The sequence below is a fragment of the Glaciihabitans sp. dw_435 genome (genome assembly GCF_018449675.1).
In the GTDB taxonomy this organism is placed as follows: Bacteria; Actinomycetota; Actinomycetes; order Actinomycetales; family Microbacteriaceae; genus Glaciihabitans.
On record NZ_JAAVUZ010000003.1, the window covers coordinates 313,595 to 329,667 of the forward strand.

Genomic DNA, 16,073 nt, shown 5'->3' on the forward strand with positions numbered 1-16,073 from the left:
GCTCAGCCCTCGAGCAGCCCGCGAATGTCCTCGGCGGTCAACGCACTGCTGAACACGGCATCGTCGTCCATCACCGCGTCAAAGAGCTTTGACTTCTGCTCCTTGAGCGTCATCACCTTCTCCTCGATCGTGCCGCGCGCGACCATGCGGTAGACCAACACGTTCTTGGTCTGCCCGATGCGGTGCGTGCGGTCGACCGCCTGCGCCTCGCTGGCCGGGTTCCACCACGGATCGAGCATAAACACGTAGTCGGCCTCGGTGAGGTTCAGACCGAAGCCACCCGCCTTCAGGGAGATCAGGAACACCGGGGCATCCCCCTGCTTGAAGCGTTTGATGACCTCGGGGCGGTGCAGCGTCGACCCGTCCAGGTACTCGTATTCGACGCCCTCCAGGTCGAGGCGGGTTGCCGCGATCTTCAGGAACGAGGTGAACTGGCTGAAGATGAGCGCCCGGTGCCCCTCGGCCACGACGTCTTCGAGCTGCTCGAACAGCGCATCGAGCTTGGACGACGGGATGTCGGAGTACTTCTCGTCGACCAGCGACGCGTCGAGCGCGAGCATGCGCAACAGGGTGAGCGACCGGAAGACGATGAACCGGTTCTTGTCCATGTCATCGATGAGCCCGAGCAGCTTCTGCCGCTCCTTCTGCAGGTACGCGTCGTAGAGCTTCTTGTGCCGCGGCGACAGGTCGATGCGCAGCACCTGCTCCTGCTTGTCGGGCAGCTCGGTGGCGACCAGGTCTTTCGTGCGGCGCATCATGAGGGGGCGGATGCGCCTGCGCAGACGTGACACCAACTGGGCGCTGTTCTTCTCGTCAACGTTGCGGGCGATGGGCCGTACGTACTCCTCGGTGAATTTGCGCAGCGAGGGGAACAGGCCCGGCGCCACGATCTTGAAGAGGGACCACAGGTCGGTGAGGCTGTTTTCCATCGGAGTGCCGGTGATGGCGAGCTTGAACGGCGCCTCGAGCTCGACGGCGACCTCGTGGGCCTTCGACGCGGGGTTCTTGACGAACTGCGCCTCATCGAGGATCAGTCCCGACCACGACTCGGCCTGGTACACCGCGGCGTCGAGGCGGAACAGCGCATATGAGGTCACCACGATGTCGGCCCCCGCGATGTCGTGGTGCAGGGAGCCGGCGCTCTTTCCCTCGGTTGTGGTGATCCCTCGCACCACGAGCGACGGGGTGAACCGTTCGGCCTCGGCCAGCCAGTTGCCAACGACGGACGTGGGAGCCACCACCAGGAAGGGAGCCCGGGCCGGGGCATCCGGAACCTGCTGGGCCGCGTCGTGCTGTACTGCGGCGTCGTGCTGTACTGCGGTGTCTTGCTGTTGGACCGCGTGAGCAATCAGCGCCAGCGTCTGCAGCGTCTTTCCGAGGCCCATGTCGTCGGCGAGAACGCCGCCGAGCCCGTGCGCCCAGAGGAACGCGAGCCAGTCGAAGCCATCCTGCTGGTAGGGACGCAGAGTCGCGTTGAGACCGGCGGGCAGGGGAGTCGGATTGACGCGCTCGAGCTCGAGGAGTCCCTGCACGGCCGCGCGCCAGGACACCGCCTGTTCGGTCTCGTCGGCGAGATCCTCGAACTCTGCCCAGAGGCTCGCCTGGTAGCGACTGATGCGCAGCCCGGTCTCCCACTCGGAGAGCGCCGACGCCTCCTCGATGAGGTCCTTGAGCTGTTCGAACGCGGGGTGATCCAGCGACAGGTAGGAGTTGTCGACGAGCAGGAGCTTCTTTGCGCCCTTGGTCAGCGCCTTGAACAGCGGCGCGAACGGAACCTTGCGCCCCTCGATGCTCACGAGCACGCCGAGGTCGAACCAGTCGCGCTGGTCGGTCTCGACGGTCGTGAAGACGAGGGTGGGTGCTTCCGTGAGCTCCGTGTACTCGGGCTTCTCGCCGATGATGTCCACCCGCACACTCGCGAGCTGCTGCACGACGGGAAGCACCTTGTCGGTGAATTCGGCGGCCCCGAGCCCCTGCAGCGTGGTCTGCGACTGCAGGGGACCGCTCTCGAGCACGCGCTCGACGCTCGCGATGACGGCCGCTTCGAGCGCCGGATCGCGGTCACCGTCCGCGTTGTCACCGATCCACAGGCGCTTTCGTTCGGCGGCGCCACCCTCGGAGTACTCCCACTCCCACACGAGCTTGACGCTCTGCTTCGGCGTGAACGTACAGGTCAGCACGAGCTGCGGCGGCACCACGTCGGGGATCGACACCGAGTCATCCGAATTGGTCACCGTCACCGTGCGCCGCAGGCGCGGGAAGTACTCGCCCATGAACTCGTCGGCGTCCTCCGCGGGCACCGCGACGGGGTCCTGGGCGAGCAGGCGCTTGTGCTCTTGGGTCAGTGGCCCGGCCGTGGGCGCAATCGTGAATTGCGCGAGCGGGGTCATGCGCCAGGCATAGATTCCGTGCTCGCCGATGGTGGACGCGGATGCCACGGGCCGCTCCTCGCCGTCGATGGCGAGCAACGTCGTCAGCAGCAGGCCACGCTCGTCATCGGACGTGAGGTCGATACTGACCCGTGCCTCGCCGGCGATTTCCACCGTGGACCCCTTCTTCGCCCCGACCAGCGGGATGTCGAGTGTGTGGGCGTCCTCGAGCAACCGCCACAGCAGCGGGCTGTGGAAGTCATCGAGATACAGCCAGTCGGCCTCCTGCACGCCGTGCGGCACGCGCGTCGCCTTGTGCAGCGCCGCAAACTGCGCGAACCAACGCTGCTGATCGGGCCTGAGGCTGAGGCGATTCGACTGGAAGGCCATCGAGTTCCACGTGATGTTGCCGCGCACCCAGTTGCCGGTGGCGCTCAGCAGCGCCGGGCGCACCCCGAGCCGGAGCTCACCATCGCTGCCGGTGGAACGTCCCGCGGGTTTCGCCGTCGGCCCCCGCCAGCGGTCCCTGCTGCGCGGCGTCTGCTCGCGGAGCTCGAAGAGCAGCGCCATCGGCGTGTGCGTGCCCGCCGTCGGGGGAGGGCTGCCGGGAAAACGACGCCCATCGGAAGCGGATGACCCGGGCTGCGCAGTCAACCCGGAGAACGCGGTCTTCCAGCTGGGCTGCGCCGGCAGCTCGGGAACGGCGGGCTGGGACATCCCGCCCCGTGCCCCACCCGACCGACTGCCCGTGGCGATGCCGTCCTTGGTGAGCCCACTTGCCTTGCCCACCCCGATGCCGCCGAAAAAGTCATTGCCACCGAGGCGGGCCATGTGGAGTGCGTTGCTCTCGAGCAGCGCGGCCGCAACGTGCTTGCAATTGGCACCGACCGGACAGGTGCAGAAGCTGCTGATGGGCTTGCGGTGTTCGCCCACGGCCGGCGCCAGCTTGACGCTGCAGTTGTAGGGCCACGCGGCTGATCCCTGCACGGAAGCGCTGAGCATGCCGGTGGAGTCGTCCCACGTGACGGCGGTCACGGCCCCGCTGCGGGAATACTCCCGCGCCCGTTGGTAGGTGCCCGGACCGACAAGGCTCACCATGTCGCCGAAGTCCACGAGGGGGTAAGCGTCAGCGGACATTGGTCAATCGTCCCACGAGCGGATGACACGGGGGTGCCCCGTGTGCGGCCTCCGTCACCCTGCGCGTCCGGCGGCACCCCCTCGTCAGCTCTTGGTAACACTTTGGCTAAAATCCTCACGATATTTCCTCACTACCCCCTAGGGTGGGGGTACAGACCATCAAGGGGGCTCGAATGGCTGATCTATCGATCTCGGGGGAGTACCTCGACTCACTGCGCTCCCAATTCACCGCTCTCGCGGCGTTCACCTCGACCGAGGACGATGCGGCTGTGGATCACAGCTCGTGCGGTTCCGACCTCGTCGCGACGGCCGGCAACCAGACGGCAACGCTGCAGCTGTCCCGCGCATCGATCGCCTCGCTCAACGCCATGGCGCTCAGCGAGCACGCGGGAACGACGAGCGTGGAAATTGCGGCGCTCGACGCCAGCCTCGCCAAGGCGGCGGGAGACAAGTGACGATCGTCAATCCGTCTCCGTTCACCCTCGGATACGATGTCCCCGATCCGGGCAAGGGCGACACCGCCCATCTGCGGGCCATCGCCACGTCCCGCACCACCAACGCCGGTCGTGTCGGCGACGCGATCGCGCTGATATCCACCATCACCGGGGACCTGCCGTCACACTGGACCGGGTACGCCGCCTCAATGAATCTCAACGCGACCCAGGCACTCGTGCCGGACCTGACAGTGCTCAAGGCGTCGTACGAGAAGCACGCGGAGGCGCTCACCACCTACGCCACCGAGGTGGAACGCATTCGAGATGCGGCGGCTCCCCAGGCGGCCGCGTACACGTCCGCCTCGGATGACATCGTGGGTTGGCGAAGTCAGCGTGACTACATCGAGGTGGGCTACCCCACTCCGCGCGAGTACACGCCCATCATCGGTGCTCCTCCCGGCCTGTACGAGGAGGCCGACTGGGAACGCGCCGTTGCCCTCGATGGATATATCGACGAGGCGGAGGCGACGATGGCCACCGCCAAGGCCGCGCTGGAGGCGCTGGTCGCCGACCGCGCCGCAGCCGACAAGACCTGCGCCGATGCGCTCTCATCGAGCGAGGCCCGCGGACCCTTCAGCACTGTCGAATCCAGCGATGGGCTCTCCCAGAAGGAGATCCTTGACTTGTTGGACGGGATGTCTCCCACCGAGGCCACCCTGTATCTGAACAGTCATCCGGACTTGCTGAACGCCCTCGCCGACGGCAACCCGGACAACGCGGACGCGATTGCGAAGTTGTGGACCTCGCTGGGCGCGGGCGGTACCGAGGTCGCCAAGGACCATCCCGACGTTGTCGGCAACCTCGAGGGCGCGTCGTCGTTCGACCGGGGGATCGCCAACAAGATTGTGCTCGACAGGGAACTTGCAAGCGCACAGCGCGGATTGGACTCGGCCACTACTCCCGCGGATAAGGAGAGATTCCGAACCCGGCTGGAGACGTTGAACAACATCGTCGATTCCCTGGGAGCCGGAATGACTGCGAAGCCGCCGCGTTCCCTGCACTCGCTCGACACCAGCGGCCAGGTGCTGGCCTCCGTGGTGTACGGCGATCTCGACAACGCCGACCATGCCTCGTACAACGTTCCCGGAATGAACACGAACGTTCATGACTCCATGACCAACTGGGGAAAAGACTCCAAGCGGTTCTACGACGAGCAGGTCAATCTCCTCATCGCCGACGGAATGGACGCGGCAGAGGCGCAGAAGCAGGTCGCCGTGGTGTCCTGGATTGGTTACGACACACCCAACCCGCTCACCGTTGGATCTCCCATTCAGGCAATCATCGGAGCTGAGAAGCTGCAGGCGTCCATCGAGGGCACTACAGCGCAGCGAGACATCCACAACCCGTCCGGAACTCTCGGAGTGGTCGCCCACTCCTATGGGTCTACGACCGCAATGGCGGCACTGTCGAAGGACATGGACGTGGACACCCTCGTGACCTACGGTTCCGCGGGAGAGATCATTGGGTCGCACCCCGAGCTGAACGACGGGTGGTATCAGACGGAATCACCCGATGATCCGTGGGCAAAGATAGGACAGATCACCGGCGGGCGTCCTTCCCCGGCACTGGATCCGTCCTCGCAGTCGCTGGACTCCCAGTCCGGTTATTGGGAAAACCCCTCCACGCACAAGCTGGAGTATGTGGAGAGCGCCCACACCCACTCTGGTTACATGGTCAAAGACACCGCGTCGCTGCACAACATGGCAGCAGTCACGATCGGGAAGCCAGAACTCATTTCCACCCCCGTGGGACCGGCACTCGCGCCGGGACCACTGGGTTCTTCACCCAACGATGGAGCACTGTGATTCGCATATCGCCCCGGTCCGCCATGGTGGCGCTAGCCCTCACCCTGGTGTCGGCCGTCGCGGGGTGCGCGACCTCGTCGTCCCCCCGTCCATCCGGAAGCGTCACTCAGGAGACCGCAATGGCAGATCCAGCACAGGTCCGCACGGACCTTTATTCTCAGCTCGACAAAGCACAGGAGCTCATCGGCGGCACGTGGGACAACGCGGACGACCCGAGTCCCACGGATTGCACCGTCGGATCCACCACCGGTGTGACGTTCACTGGCACCCGCCGGTCGAACGACACGGTGCCCGAAGAGACCCGGGCGAAGGTCGCCGCCCTCTGGGAAAGCATGGGGTTCACCACGGAAACCAAAGACGACGTTGCGCCCTACCGCCTGATCATCGCCACGTCGAAAGTCGATCCCGAAAATACTCTGACCTTCGGGCTCGCTGACAAGGCGATGTACCTCGAGGGCCAGGGCGCGTGCGGCGATGGAGATCTCAGCGAATGGGTCGATATCGTCAACAAGGAACTCGCGGCGAAGGACTAGTCCTCGCCCTAGCCCGACGCCGTCAGCTGCCGGCTCATATCCAGCAACGATGGAGTCAGACATGCGCCGCACCGCGATCCCGATCGCCGGAGTTGCGACAGTGATCAGTCTGCTTGTCGTTCTCGCGGGCTGCGCTGCGCAGCCGACCACCTCGTCGAGCAACTCACAGGAGACCGCAATCGCGGATCCCGCTCAGGTCCGAACCGACCTCTACAAACAGCTCGACAAGGCTCAGGCTCTCCTGGGCGGCGCGTGGGACAACGCGGATGACCCGAGTCCGATGGAATGCACGGCCGGCTCCAGCTCCGGCGTCACGTTTACGGGAAACCGTGGGTCGAACGACGTCGTCGCCGAAGAGATGCGTGCACAGGTTGCTTCCCTCTGGGAAGGAATGGGGTTCACCACCAGGATGAAAGACGATGTCGCCCCCTACCGGCTGGTCATCGCCACGTCCCCGTCGGATCCGGAAAACACCCTGACGTTCGGCCTCTCCGACAACGCAATGTACCTCGAGGGTCAGGGAGCGTGCGGCGCCGGAGACATCAGCGAATGGGTCGATATCGTCAACAAGGAACTCGCCGCCAAGGACTAAAGTCGTGCCATGAGTTTCCAGGCGTACCTCGACACCATCAAGGAAAAGACCGGCCTCGGACCGGGTGACTTTCGCGCCATCGCGGCCGAAAAGGGACTCCTCGCCGACGACGTAAAGCCGGCACAGATCGTCGCCTGGCTCGCCGACGACTACGGCCTCGGACGCGGCCACGCGATGGCGCTCGTGGCGACGTTCCGTGAGAGCCGCGCCGGTGGGCGCGACCCCGTTGATGTGGTCGATAAGCAGTTCACCGGCGCGAAAGCCCACTGGCGCGCGACGTACGACGACCTGCTCCTCAAACTCGCCGAGAACGGCCACGTCGACATTGCGCCCACGAACACCTACATCAGCCTGCTCAAGGGCACCGCGAAGTTCGCGATTGTTGCCGTCACCGCCGACCGCCTCGACATCGGTATCAAGCTCAAGGGCGTCGAACCGATCGAGCGGTTCGAGGCATCCGGACCATGGAACTCCATGGTTACCCACCGCGTGCGAATCAGTGATCCCACACAGATCGACGCCGACGTCCTCGACTGGCTGCGCCGCGCCTACGACGCGGCATAGCCACAGGGGCTGGTCAGCCCTTCGACATGGGCGTCTCGTCCGCCACGCTGGTGAAGTTGATGAGAGCGCTGGTGCCATCGAGGTCTTCCAACTGCTTCGCCACGGCTGCCTCGGCGACGTCGTCCGCCAGATTCGCGATGACCCAGGTCGATCCAAGAGCGTCGGTCAGGTTCGCCAGCTCAGCGGGGTGATCGGCTACCGGCAGGCGGAGGGAGACCAGGATGGTGCCCGCGATCGCGTCGACCGGAACATCCTGCGTCAGGTTCTTGATTACCTCATCGAAGAGCTCGGTCGAGTCCACGCGCTCAAGCCCCACGGTCTCGGGCGGGGTGTCGGCAATTTCGAGCGAGCCACCGGGCATGCGCTCCAGCAGGGCCGCGCCCTCAAGTGTCAGCAGTGCAACCGAATGCAGGTGCAGGATGCGCTCAAAGGCCGCACGCGCGGACGGTTCGTCGTTATATCCGAGGAGTGCGAGAGTCGCCAATGGAGTAGTCCTTTATCTATAAGGCGGATGACTCCGTCGAGCGTAGCGCTCGCCACCGACCCACATCGGGGGTTGCACACGCGCGTCATACTCCGGTTGAGGCCACCGGTCGGGGGATACGAACCTCGATGACGGTGCCGACTCCCAGCTCGCTGCTGACGGAGGCGGTGCCGCGGTGCGCCTCGACCACGGTTTTCACGATCGACAGGCCGAGCCCCGTGCCCGGGATCTCGTCGTCCCGCACCGAGGGCGCGCGGTAGAACCTCTCGAAAATGTGGGGCTGGTCCGCCTCCGCAATGCCGATTCCCGTGTCGGTGATGCGGATGACAACGTCCTGTCCCTCGATACCGCCCGTGGCCGATACCGTCCCGCCCGATCGGCTGAACTTCACGGCGTTGGACAGCACCTTGTCGAACGCCGACGCCAACAGGTCTGCATCGCCCTCGACATGGAGCTCGGGCAGTGCGGGATCAATGATGCGGATGCCCCGGGCCGCAGCCCCCGCACGGACGGCGTCGAGCGCGGTGCGGACTGTAGCGCCCAGGTCAACCCGGATGCGGAGGGACAACGCCTGTTCGCCGGCGGACATCAGCAGGTCCGTGATGAGCGCCAGCAGTCGCTGGCTGTTGCGTTGCACAACGGCAAATTCGCGATCGACCCCGAGGCCGGTGAGGTCAAGCTCGTCTTCGATGAGTTCGAGATAGCCGATCATCGATGTCAGCGGGGTGCGCAGTTCGTGGCTGATCGTGGTGAGGAACTGGTCCCGGGCTCGAATGGCCTCGGCCAACGACGTCACGTCGCTGCTGGCGACCACCGTCCCGATAATCTCGCCGGACGCTCGCCGCACGAATCGGGACGTCACCAGCATCGCCCGCTGGTCGGCAGCCTCGCCAATCCAGTACAGGTGGCGGGTGGTCAGTTCACCGCGGGCGGCGCGCGCGACGGTCTGGTCTTCCCGCGGCACCGGGGTGACCCGGTCGGCCTCGAACACCATCGACCACGGGGCGAGGTTCGTGAGCGAGGGGCTTCCGCCAGTTCCCGCGGCCGACTGCGCCGCCGCATTGCTGATGAGGATCTCACCCTGGGTGTTGTAGTAGGTAATTCCCGCGTCGACGGTGTCGACCACGGCGAGTGTGGTCGCGGTGGTGTCGAGGCCCTGCGCCTCCGAGATGCGCAGCAGCTCGTTCGACACCGTCAGGGCCGTGCGATCCCTGCGTTGCTGGCGCGCGGCCGCGAACACGGCAAGGGCAACGACGTTGAGAATGGCCGGAAGCAGCGTGGCGTTGCCCCAGTCAGTCGGGCTGTCGGGCCATCCGCCCCCCACAATGAACGGAAACAGCGCCACAAAAAAGGGACTGACGAGACCGAGAAACAGCGCCCACACCCCGAAGGAATACGACAGCCACAGCATGGGAATCAGCACGAGCACCGACAGCCCCGGCTGTTCGCCGGTGAGCGCGCCGCGCAGGAACGTGATGACGAGGATGTCCGCAACGGCAACGAGGATCAACCAGTTGTGATTGACGCGCCACCCGACCATGAGCGCGATCACCGAGACGGCGAGCAACACGACGGCGGCGACGAACGCGTCGCTCACGGCCCTGGCCGAGCTTGTTGCGGTCGCGATGGTGATGACGATGGCAATGCTGCCGATCATCGGCACCTGCACGTACAACAAGAGGCTCGCACGATGCGCGACCCAGAACTTGCTCACGTGCGGGGTTGCTGGTGACACGCGGCGCTCCTCATTCGGTCGCAACCAAGTCCCAGTACACACTGATTGGTACTACAGGGTACCAACGGCCCAAGCGCGACCGGCGCTGCCGATCCCGCGAACTACCGCGGCGGCAGGGGGAACACGACGCCCGTCAGTTCGCTGGCGCTGTCCCACAGGCGGCTGGCAACCTTGTCGTCGCGGGATGCGGAGGTGGATGCCACGCGGCGCGGGTGCCCGCGAAGCCCTCCGAGCCCGCCCGGCCCGTAGTACGCCCCACCCACCACGTCGGGAGCTGTCGCCGCGTAGAGAACCGACAACGCCCCCACCTCACTACTCTGCGCGGTCAGCCTGATGGCAGCCGTGACAACGGGGTTGGTGCCGGAGGCCATGTGGGTATGCAACTGGGTAAACGAGTACCCGGGGTGGGCTGCCACCGACAGCACGGGGGAGCCCGCCGCCACCAGGCGCCTGTCGAGCTCGTAGGCGAACATTACGTCCGCGAGCTTGGACTGGCCGTAGGCGCCCCACGGCCGGTACCGGCGGCGTCGCCAGTTGAGGTCGTCGAGATCGATGTGTCCGGCCCGGTGAGCAACGGATCCGAGGGCTACGACGCGCTGACGAATGCGGGGCAGCAACAGACCCGTCAGCGCAAAGGGGCCAAGGAAGTTGGTACCCAGCTGCAGTTCGAATCCATCGACGGTCGTTGCTTGCGGCGTTGCCATCACCCCGGCGTTGTTGATGAGCACGTCGATGTCACCGGTGCCGTCAGCGAAGGCGCGGATGGACGCCAGGTCGGCCAGGTCGAGGAGGCGAACGCTGACGTCTCCGGTCATCGCGGCGGCGACGTCCTGTCCCTTGCGGATGTCACGGCAGGCGAGAATCACTGTGGCGCCGTGGGCCGCGAGCTCGCGTGCGGCGATCTGGCCGAGCCCGCTGCTGGCTCCGGTGACGACGATCACGCGCCCGCGCTGGTCGGGAATGTCTGCTGCGGTCCAGTCGGTCACGGACGGGTCATCCTCTCGGCGCTCTTCTCACAAAGCTGAGTGCGTGGTGCAAAGTTTATGAGGATCCGCGCAATGAAACCGATCACGGCTCGCCTTTCGTATCGCTCTGCGTCGCGAGGAGGTTTACTGAAGTCATGGCAAAGACCGTTGCAGACCAGCTCATCGCCCAACTCATCGAAGCGGGAGTACGCCGCATCTACGGGATCGTCGGCGACAGCCTCAATCCCATCGTCGACTCGGTGCGCCGCTCGGGCGGGTCGGCCAAGGGCGGGATCGACTGGATCCACGTGCGCAACGAGGAAGCCGCCGCCTTCGCCGCCAGCGGGGAAGCCCAGCTGACCGGCGAGCTCGCCGTGTGCGCGGGCTCGTGCGGACCGGGAAACCTCCACCTCATCAACGGGTTGTACGACGCACACCGCTCCGGTGCGCCGGTGCTCGCCATCGCCAGCCACATCCCCAGCAAGGAGATCGGCAGCAGCTACTTCCAGGAGACGCACCCCGACCGTCTCTTCGTCGAGTGCTCGAACTACGCGGAGCTGATCTCGACCCCCGTGCAGGCCCCGCGCGTGATCAATTCCGCCATGCGCCACGCGCTCGGCCTTGGCGGGGTCGCGGTCATCACCATCCCGGGCGACATTGCCGAGCTCGACGCCGTCGGCGAAACTCCCGCGTTCGTCGTGCCATCGCGGGCGACGCTGGTGCCGGATGCCTCGGACCTCACGTCCCTCGCCGAGGCGATCAATGCCGCGAAGACCGTCGCGATTTTCGCGGGTGCGGGGGTCGAGGGTGCCCACGACGAGGTCATCGCCTTCGCGGACCTCATTGCCGCTCCCGTCGGACACTCTCTGCGGGGCAAGCAGTGGATCCAGTACGACAACCCATTCGACGTGGGAATGACTGGGCTCCTCGGATACGGCGCCGCGCACGCGGGCATCCACGATGCCGATCTGCTCATCCTGCTCGGCACCGACTTCCCCTACGAGCAGTTCCTTCCGGAGGACGACAAGGTCGTTATCGCGCAGGTCGATTCCGACGCATCCCACCTGGGTCGCCGCGCCAATGTCGCTCACCCGATCCACGGCGACGTGCTGCCGACGCTGGCGGCGCTGACCTCTCTCGTCGAGCGCAAGACGAACCGGCACTTCCTCGAGAAGACGCTCAAGCACCACGAACACCTGCTCACTTCTGTCGTTGGCACGTACACGGACGTCGACAGGATGACGCCGATCCACCCCGAGTTCGCCGCGACTGTCCTCGACGAGGCGCTGGCGGACGACGCGATCGTCACTGCCGACACCGGCATGAGCAACGTCTGGCAGGCCCGGTACATCACGCCCAACGGTCGCCGCCGACTGATCGGCTCCTACCTTCACGGGTCGATGGCCAACGCCATGCCGCACGCCGTGGGAGCCCAGATCGCCTATCCGGGACGCCAGGTCGTCTCGATGTCGGGCGACGGTGGGCTCTCCATGCTCATGGGTGAGCTCGTCACCATCGCCGCCTACAAGCTTCCGGTCAAGATCGTGGTGTTCAACAACTCCACCCTGGGACTCGTGAAGCTCGAGATGTTCGTCGGCGGGATTCCGGACTTTGGAGTGGATGTCCCGATGGTCGACTATGCCGCCGTCGCCAACGCCCTCGGCATCTTCGGGCAGCGCGTCGAGGATCCCCGCGAGCTCGCGGGTGCGCTCTCGTCCGCTTTCGCACACGAGGGTCCCGCGCTCGTGGACATCGTCACCGACCCCAACGCGCTCTCGCTTCCCGCGTCCATCACGGCCGAGCAGGTGAAGGGCTTCGCGCTCGGTGTCTCCAAGCTCGTGCTCAACGGTGGAGTGGGCGAGGCAGTGCAGATGCTGCGGTCCAACATCCGCCACGTGCCCGGACTGTAGCGACGGCGCACGCGCCCGCATCCTTCGCGGTCACCGGGCCGGTGTGGCCCGACGCCCCTTGCGGCGACCGATGAGCGCGAGCCCAATCACGGGAACGAGCAGCAGTTCCAGTACGAGAAGCGTGCCGAACGACGCGCCGACGAAGGTGACAATGGCGCTCACGGCGACAAGAAACGCGAGCACGAAGAACAGACCGCGACGCCCGGTGATCGCGAACGCGACCGACACCACCCCGAGAGGCACCAGCCGGAGGAGCAGGTCGAGGGCCGAATACGGCAGCGGCCCACCGGTGAACGACAGGGCGATCGCGAGTGGAAGGATCGCCGACCACGCGACGATGGCGAACCAGCGCGGCGGCGGAAAGTAGTACGGCTCGTACGGCGGCGCCGACGAGGTGGGGCGCGCGGCAGCAGGGCCAGCGGTGAACGGCACACGGCCCGGCCCGGCCGCCGCGTAGTCATGCGGATGACTGAGCACCTCACGGGCGTCGGCGACGCGGATGAATTCCGCGGTCGCCGCAGACGCCTCGGCCCGGGACGCGTTGGGGATGCGATCGGGATGACACTGCCGGGCCCGAACGCGATAGGCGTGTTCGATCTCCGCTGCGCTGGCATCGGGAGACACGCGCAGAATCGAGGCGGCTTCGGCGGGGGTCATCCACGAATCGTAAGCACTTTCGGCGTGAAAAAGTTAGAGCGTGCGGCACAATCGTCGGCACGGCTGCACCATCGACGGGGCCTTCGGGTGCGGGGTCGCATCGCCGCGAGGCATCCCGCTGCTAGCGTGTTCAGCAACCGAAATGGGGGAGTCATGGCGATCTTCAGGCGGAAATCCACGCGTTCAGCGCCCGCTGCCGAGGCTCCGGCCGCGCCACCCATTGTCGGCGGATTTCACTCGACGGTGTTCTTCCCCGACGGTGCGATTATCTTCGACGGACGCGTTGGCGTCGCCGACGCGTCGCTTGTCGGAGTGGGCGCGCAGGGCAAGATCCACGAGACGTTCACGATTGGCACGGACGAATACACGCTGGATGCCACGGCCAGGGGCGGGCGCGTCATCCTCTCCATCTGGACGGCGGGGAAGATCGTCACCTCGGCCGCGGTCGTTTCCGGTGCCGAGCCGGACGATGACGCGGACATCCTCGACGTGTTCCTCACCAGCACGCTCGCGACGGACCTGGTGAAGCACCTCACCGCGGGGGTCGACGCGGCCTTCGCCGAGCTACACACGACCACCCAGCGGCCGTTCTGCGCAACGGTGCTCATCCCGTTGTCCACAAATGAGCAGACCGAGGCAGTCCTCGACTGGCAAAACCGGTGGGTTGGCGCACACCTCGACGCGATGCTCGCGCAGCCATAACGCCGCAGCGCAGCGTCAGGAGACCTGTGGCGCCTTCGCGGTCGTCAGGACATCGCGACTGAGCATTGCCGCACCCGCCACCGCCGATGGCATCACGACCACCGCAAGCACCGGCACGAGGAACAGCAGGTAGGTGAGGGTCCCGAAGCCGGCGGTCAGGGCCCGGCGTTGGTGGAGCACAGCCCGGCGCTGCCGCACCGTGTAACCGCGGGCGTCAAAAGCCAGCCCGGTCAGTTCGACGGCCAGGAGGCGTCCTCCGAACAGGGCACCCACCACGGGCGCGAGCACTGTTCCGACCACCGGGATCAGTCCACACGCGAACACCAGGATGCCAACCCCGACGGCCGGAATGACCAGCCGGATCCCGTCGCCGATGCCGCGCAGGATGGACCGCCACACCCCGAGGTCGCGTTCCGCGGGGGCGTCGCCCAGCTGGCGCTCGACGCGCAGCCAGATGCGCTCGTAGAACGGATCGCCGACCACGAGTGTGACGGCGGCATAGGTGTAGACCGCGAGAAAAATGCCGGTGATGACGATGGCGATACCCGCCGCGACCCGGATGACGGTTCGGGATGTCTCGTTCACGTCGTTCGCGAACGGCGTCGCCCACACCGCCACCGAGTCGAGGTTAACCGCGAGCAGCACCAGCGCAGCGACGTAGACGATCCCCACGATGAGTGCGGGCAGCGCGCCGAGGAACATCAGCCGCGGCGAGGTAATCCACATGCCGAACCCCTTGCCCAGGTACCCGGCGCCCGCGAACACCTGCCTCCAGACGCCGGCTGGCGATGTATCGGTCGGTGGCGTCTGCATCGCATCAGAGTAGCGGCAGCGCTCTCTCCAGAAATCGAGATTCATTCAACGATTGCTCGAGTGATTGCTACCGTTGGCCTAATTGTTCTGTAGGAGGCTCACATGGGCGGGTACGCCGTTATCGATTTTGAAACTACCGGACTGTTTCCCGGTCGACATGACAGAGTCGTGGAACTTGCGGTGGTTCACGTCGATGAAACTGGCATGGTCGAGGGCGCATGGGACACCCTCGTCAATCCACAACGCGACCTGGGACCTCAACACATTCACGGAATACGTTCCTCTGAGATTCTGGCCGCCCCGACATTCCCTGAAATCGCATCTCGCCTAGTCGAACTTCTCTCCGGGCGCACGATAGTCGCGCACAATGCAAGCTTTGACGTGCGGTTTCTCGTGGCGGAACTTGCTCGAGCCGGGTACGAGAGGTGGGAAGGCATTGCCGCGCTGTGCACTATGCAGATCGCGTCGCAACTCTTGCCCGGGTCCGGACGTTCCCTGGCGGACTGCTGTGCTGCGTTCGACATTGAGATCGATGGCGCTCATCGAGCGGCTGCCGACGCAATGGCGACCGCAAGACTGCTTGAGGCGTATCTGCTCAACTCGCCCAATTGGACGGGATGGCTCAAGTACAGCGAACCGCCGATTTGGCAGAGTTTCGTTGCACCAGCTGTCACCTGGATGCCGCGGCAGGAAGGATTCCACCAGGCCCAATCGTTCTTGGAACGTATTACTGTCAAGCTCCCTGAGTTCAGCGGCCCTACCGAGCAGCTCGACTACCTCGCCTTGCTCGATCGCTGTTTGCTTGATCGACAGTTGTCCGTTCATGAAGCAACGTCACTTGTTTCTCTGGCGGAAGACCTCGGCATCAGTAGAGACACTTGCGAAACACTTCACCTTCGATACTTCGAAGAGATCGCTGCCGTGGCGTGGGAAGACGGAATTCTTAGCCCCCACGAAGCAGCTGATCTCCAAGCAGTGGCGGCGCTGCTCAGCATTCCCGATGCCGTGGCCGCCGTGGCACTCGAGCCACGAGCAGCGACCTTGGTGTCGGCGCCCCCGGCTCACCAGTTCACATTTGCGCCTGGGGACCTCATCGTTCTTACGGGAGACATGCATCGCAATCGGGATGAATGGCATGTTCACCTGATTGCTGGGGGATACGTGCCTTGGGGAGCCGTCACGAAGAAGGTCAAGGTCGTTGCTGCAGCAGATCCAGACTCGCTTTCCGGCAAAGCCAAAAAGGCGCGAGACTACGGGATTCCAGTTGTTGACGAAGCGTGGCTCACCCGACTACTGGACTTGTAACCCTCCGC

Annotated in this window: 14 protein-coding genes; 8 read left to right on the forward strand and 6 right to left on the reverse strand. The window is 65.3% G+C overall.

What is annotated here, in order from left to right:
• Positions 1-2 precede the first annotated feature (2 nt).
• Positions 3-3,506 (reverse strand): DEAD/DEAH box helicase, encoded by a 3,504-nt coding sequence (locus tag HB677_RS06355; RefSeq protein WP_213814835.1) that lies wholly within the window; start codon positions 3,504-3,506, stop codon positions 3-5.
• A gap of 173 nt (positions 3,507-3,679) precedes the next feature.
• Between HB677_RS06355 and HB677_RS06360 the strand changes: the two genes are divergently transcribed.
• The 5 genes from HB677_RS06360 (at position 3,680) to HB677_RS06380 (ending at position 7,494) form a co-directional block, all read left to right on the forward strand.
• Complete coding sequence (locus tag HB677_RS06360) at positions 3,680-3,961, forward strand: hypothetical protein (RefSeq protein WP_213814836.1); 282 nt, start codon at positions 3,680-3,682, stop codon at positions 3,959-3,961.
• On the forward strand, positions 3,958-5,805 hold the full coding sequence (locus tag HB677_RS18785; protein WP_213814837.1) for an alpha/beta hydrolase: 1,848 nt from the start codon (positions 3,958-3,960) through the stop codon (positions 5,803-5,805). The genes HB677_RS06360 and HB677_RS18785 overlap by 4 nt, the downstream gene beginning before the upstream one ends.
• A gap of 119 nt (positions 5,806-5,924) precedes the next feature.
• The gene (locus HB677_RS06370; RefSeq protein ID WP_213814838.1) at positions 5,925-6,338 is read left to right on the forward strand and encodes a hypothetical protein; all 414 of its coding nucleotides are present in this window, start codon (positions 5,925-5,927) and stop codon (positions 6,336-6,338) included.
• Positions 6,339-6,399: 61 nt separating this feature from the next.
• Positions 6,400-6,930 (forward strand): hypothetical protein, encoded by a 531-nt coding sequence (locus HB677_RS06375; protein ID WP_213814839.1) that lies wholly within the window; start codon positions 6,400-6,402, stop codon positions 6,928-6,930.
• Between the two features lie 9 nt (positions 6,931-6,939).
• Positions 6,940-7,494 (forward strand): DUF4287 domain-containing protein, encoded by a 555-nt coding sequence (locus tag HB677_RS06380; protein WP_213814840.1) that lies wholly within the window; start codon positions 6,940-6,942, stop codon positions 7,492-7,494.
• 13 nt (positions 7,495-7,507) lie between these two features.
• Here the strand turns inward: HB677_RS06380 and HB677_RS06385 are convergent, their stop codons facing one another.
• The 3 genes from HB677_RS06385 to HB677_RS06395 all read right to left on the reverse strand — a co-directional run bounded on the left by HB677_RS06385 (position 7,508) and on the right by HB677_RS06395 (position 10,699).
• Complete coding sequence (locus HB677_RS06385) at positions 7,508-7,978, reverse strand: hypothetical protein (RefSeq protein ID WP_213814841.1); 471 nt, start codon at positions 7,976-7,978, stop codon at positions 7,508-7,510.
• 85 nt (positions 7,979-8,063) lie between these two features.
• Positions 8,064-9,713 (reverse strand): PAS domain-containing sensor histidine kinase, encoded by a 1,650-nt coding sequence (locus HB677_RS18790; protein ID WP_213814842.1) that lies wholly within the window; start codon positions 9,711-9,713, stop codon positions 8,064-8,066.
• A gap of 101 nt (positions 9,714-9,814) precedes the next feature.
• Positions 9,815-10,699 (reverse strand): oxidoreductase, encoded by an 885-nt coding sequence (locus HB677_RS06395; protein WP_213814843.1) that lies wholly within the window; start codon positions 10,697-10,699, stop codon positions 9,815-9,817.
• A 134-nt stretch (positions 10,700-10,833) separates the two neighbouring features.
• Here HB677_RS06395 and HB677_RS06400 point away from each other — a divergent pair, with 134 nt between their 5' ends.
• On the forward strand, positions 10,834-12,588 hold the full coding sequence (locus tag HB677_RS06400) for a pyruvate dehydrogenase (RefSeq protein ID WP_213814844.1): 1,755 nt from the start codon (positions 10,834-10,836) through the stop codon (positions 12,586-12,588).
• A gap of 30 nt (positions 12,589-12,618) precedes the next feature.
• Here HB677_RS06400 and HB677_RS06405 read toward each other — a convergent pair whose 3' ends face one another.
• Positions 12,619-13,245 (reverse strand): J domain-containing protein, encoded by a 627-nt coding sequence (locus HB677_RS06405; RefSeq protein WP_213814845.1) that lies wholly within the window; start codon positions 13,243-13,245, stop codon positions 12,619-12,621.
• Positions 13,246-13,398: 153 nt separating this feature from the next.
• Between HB677_RS06405 and HB677_RS06410 the strand changes: the two genes are divergently transcribed.
• The gene (locus HB677_RS06410; RefSeq protein ID WP_213814846.1) at positions 13,399-13,947 is read left to right on the forward strand and encodes a hypothetical protein; all 549 of its coding nucleotides are present in this window, start codon (positions 13,399-13,401) and stop codon (positions 13,945-13,947) included.
• Positions 13,948-13,962: 15 nt separating this feature from the next.
• Here HB677_RS06410 and HB677_RS06415 read toward each other — a convergent pair whose 3' ends face one another.
• A complete protein-coding gene (locus HB677_RS06415) occupies positions 13,963-14,760 on the reverse strand; it encodes an EI24 domain-containing protein (protein WP_213814847.1) in 798 nt (265 codons plus the stop codon).
• 102 nt (positions 14,761-14,862) lie between these two features.
• Between HB677_RS06415 and HB677_RS06420 the strand changes: the two genes are divergently transcribed.
• Positions 14,863-16,065: a 3'-5' exonuclease gene (locus HB677_RS06420; protein WP_213814848.1), complete on the forward strand. Its 1,203-nt coding sequence runs from the start codon at positions 14,863-14,865 to the stop codon at positions 16,063-16,065.
• Positions 16,066-16,073 lie beyond the last annotated feature (8 nt).

What these genes read in the sequence shown, in the direction of transcription:
- HB677_RS06370 (WP_213814838.1), top strand. Translation starts at nt 5,925, where the DNA reads ATGGCAGATCCAGCACAGGTCCGCACGGACCTTTATTCTCAGCTCGAC.
- HB677_RS06420 (WP_213814848.1), top strand. Translation starts at nt 14,863, where the DNA reads ATGGGCGGGTACGCCGTTATCGATTTTGAAACTACCGGACTGTTTCCC.
- HB677_RS06405 (WP_213814845.1), bottom strand. Translation starts at nt 13,245, where the DNA reads ATGACCCCCGCCGAAGCCGCCTCGATTCTGCGCGTGTCTCCCGATGCC.
- HB677_RS06375 (WP_213814839.1), top strand. Translation starts at nt 6,400, where the DNA reads ATGCGCCGCACCGCGATCCCGATCGCCGGAGTTGCGACAGTGATCAGT.
- HB677_RS06380 (WP_213814840.1), top strand. Translation starts at nt 6,940, where the DNA reads ATGAGTTTCCAGGCGTACCTCGACACCATCAAGGAAAAGACCGGCCTC.
- HB677_RS06360 (WP_213814836.1), top strand. Translation starts at nt 3,680, where the DNA reads ATGGCTGATCTATCGATCTCGGGGGAGTACCTCGACTCACTGCGCTCC.
- HB677_RS06400 (WP_213814844.1), top strand. Translation starts at nt 10,834, where the DNA reads ATGGCAAAGACCGTTGCAGACCAGCTCATCGCCCAACTCATCGAAGCG.
- HB677_RS06355 (WP_213814835.1), bottom strand. Translation starts at nt 3,506, where the DNA reads ATGTCCGCTGACGCTTACCCCCTCGTGGACTTCGGCGACATGGTGAGC.
- HB677_RS06410 (WP_213814846.1), top strand. Translation starts at nt 13,399, where the DNA reads ATGGCGATCTTCAGGCGGAAATCCACGCGTTCAGCGCCCGCTGCCGAG.
- HB677_RS06415 (WP_213814847.1), bottom strand. Translation starts at nt 14,760, where the DNA reads ATGCAGACGCCACCGACCGATACATCGCCAGCCGGCGTCTGGAGGCAG.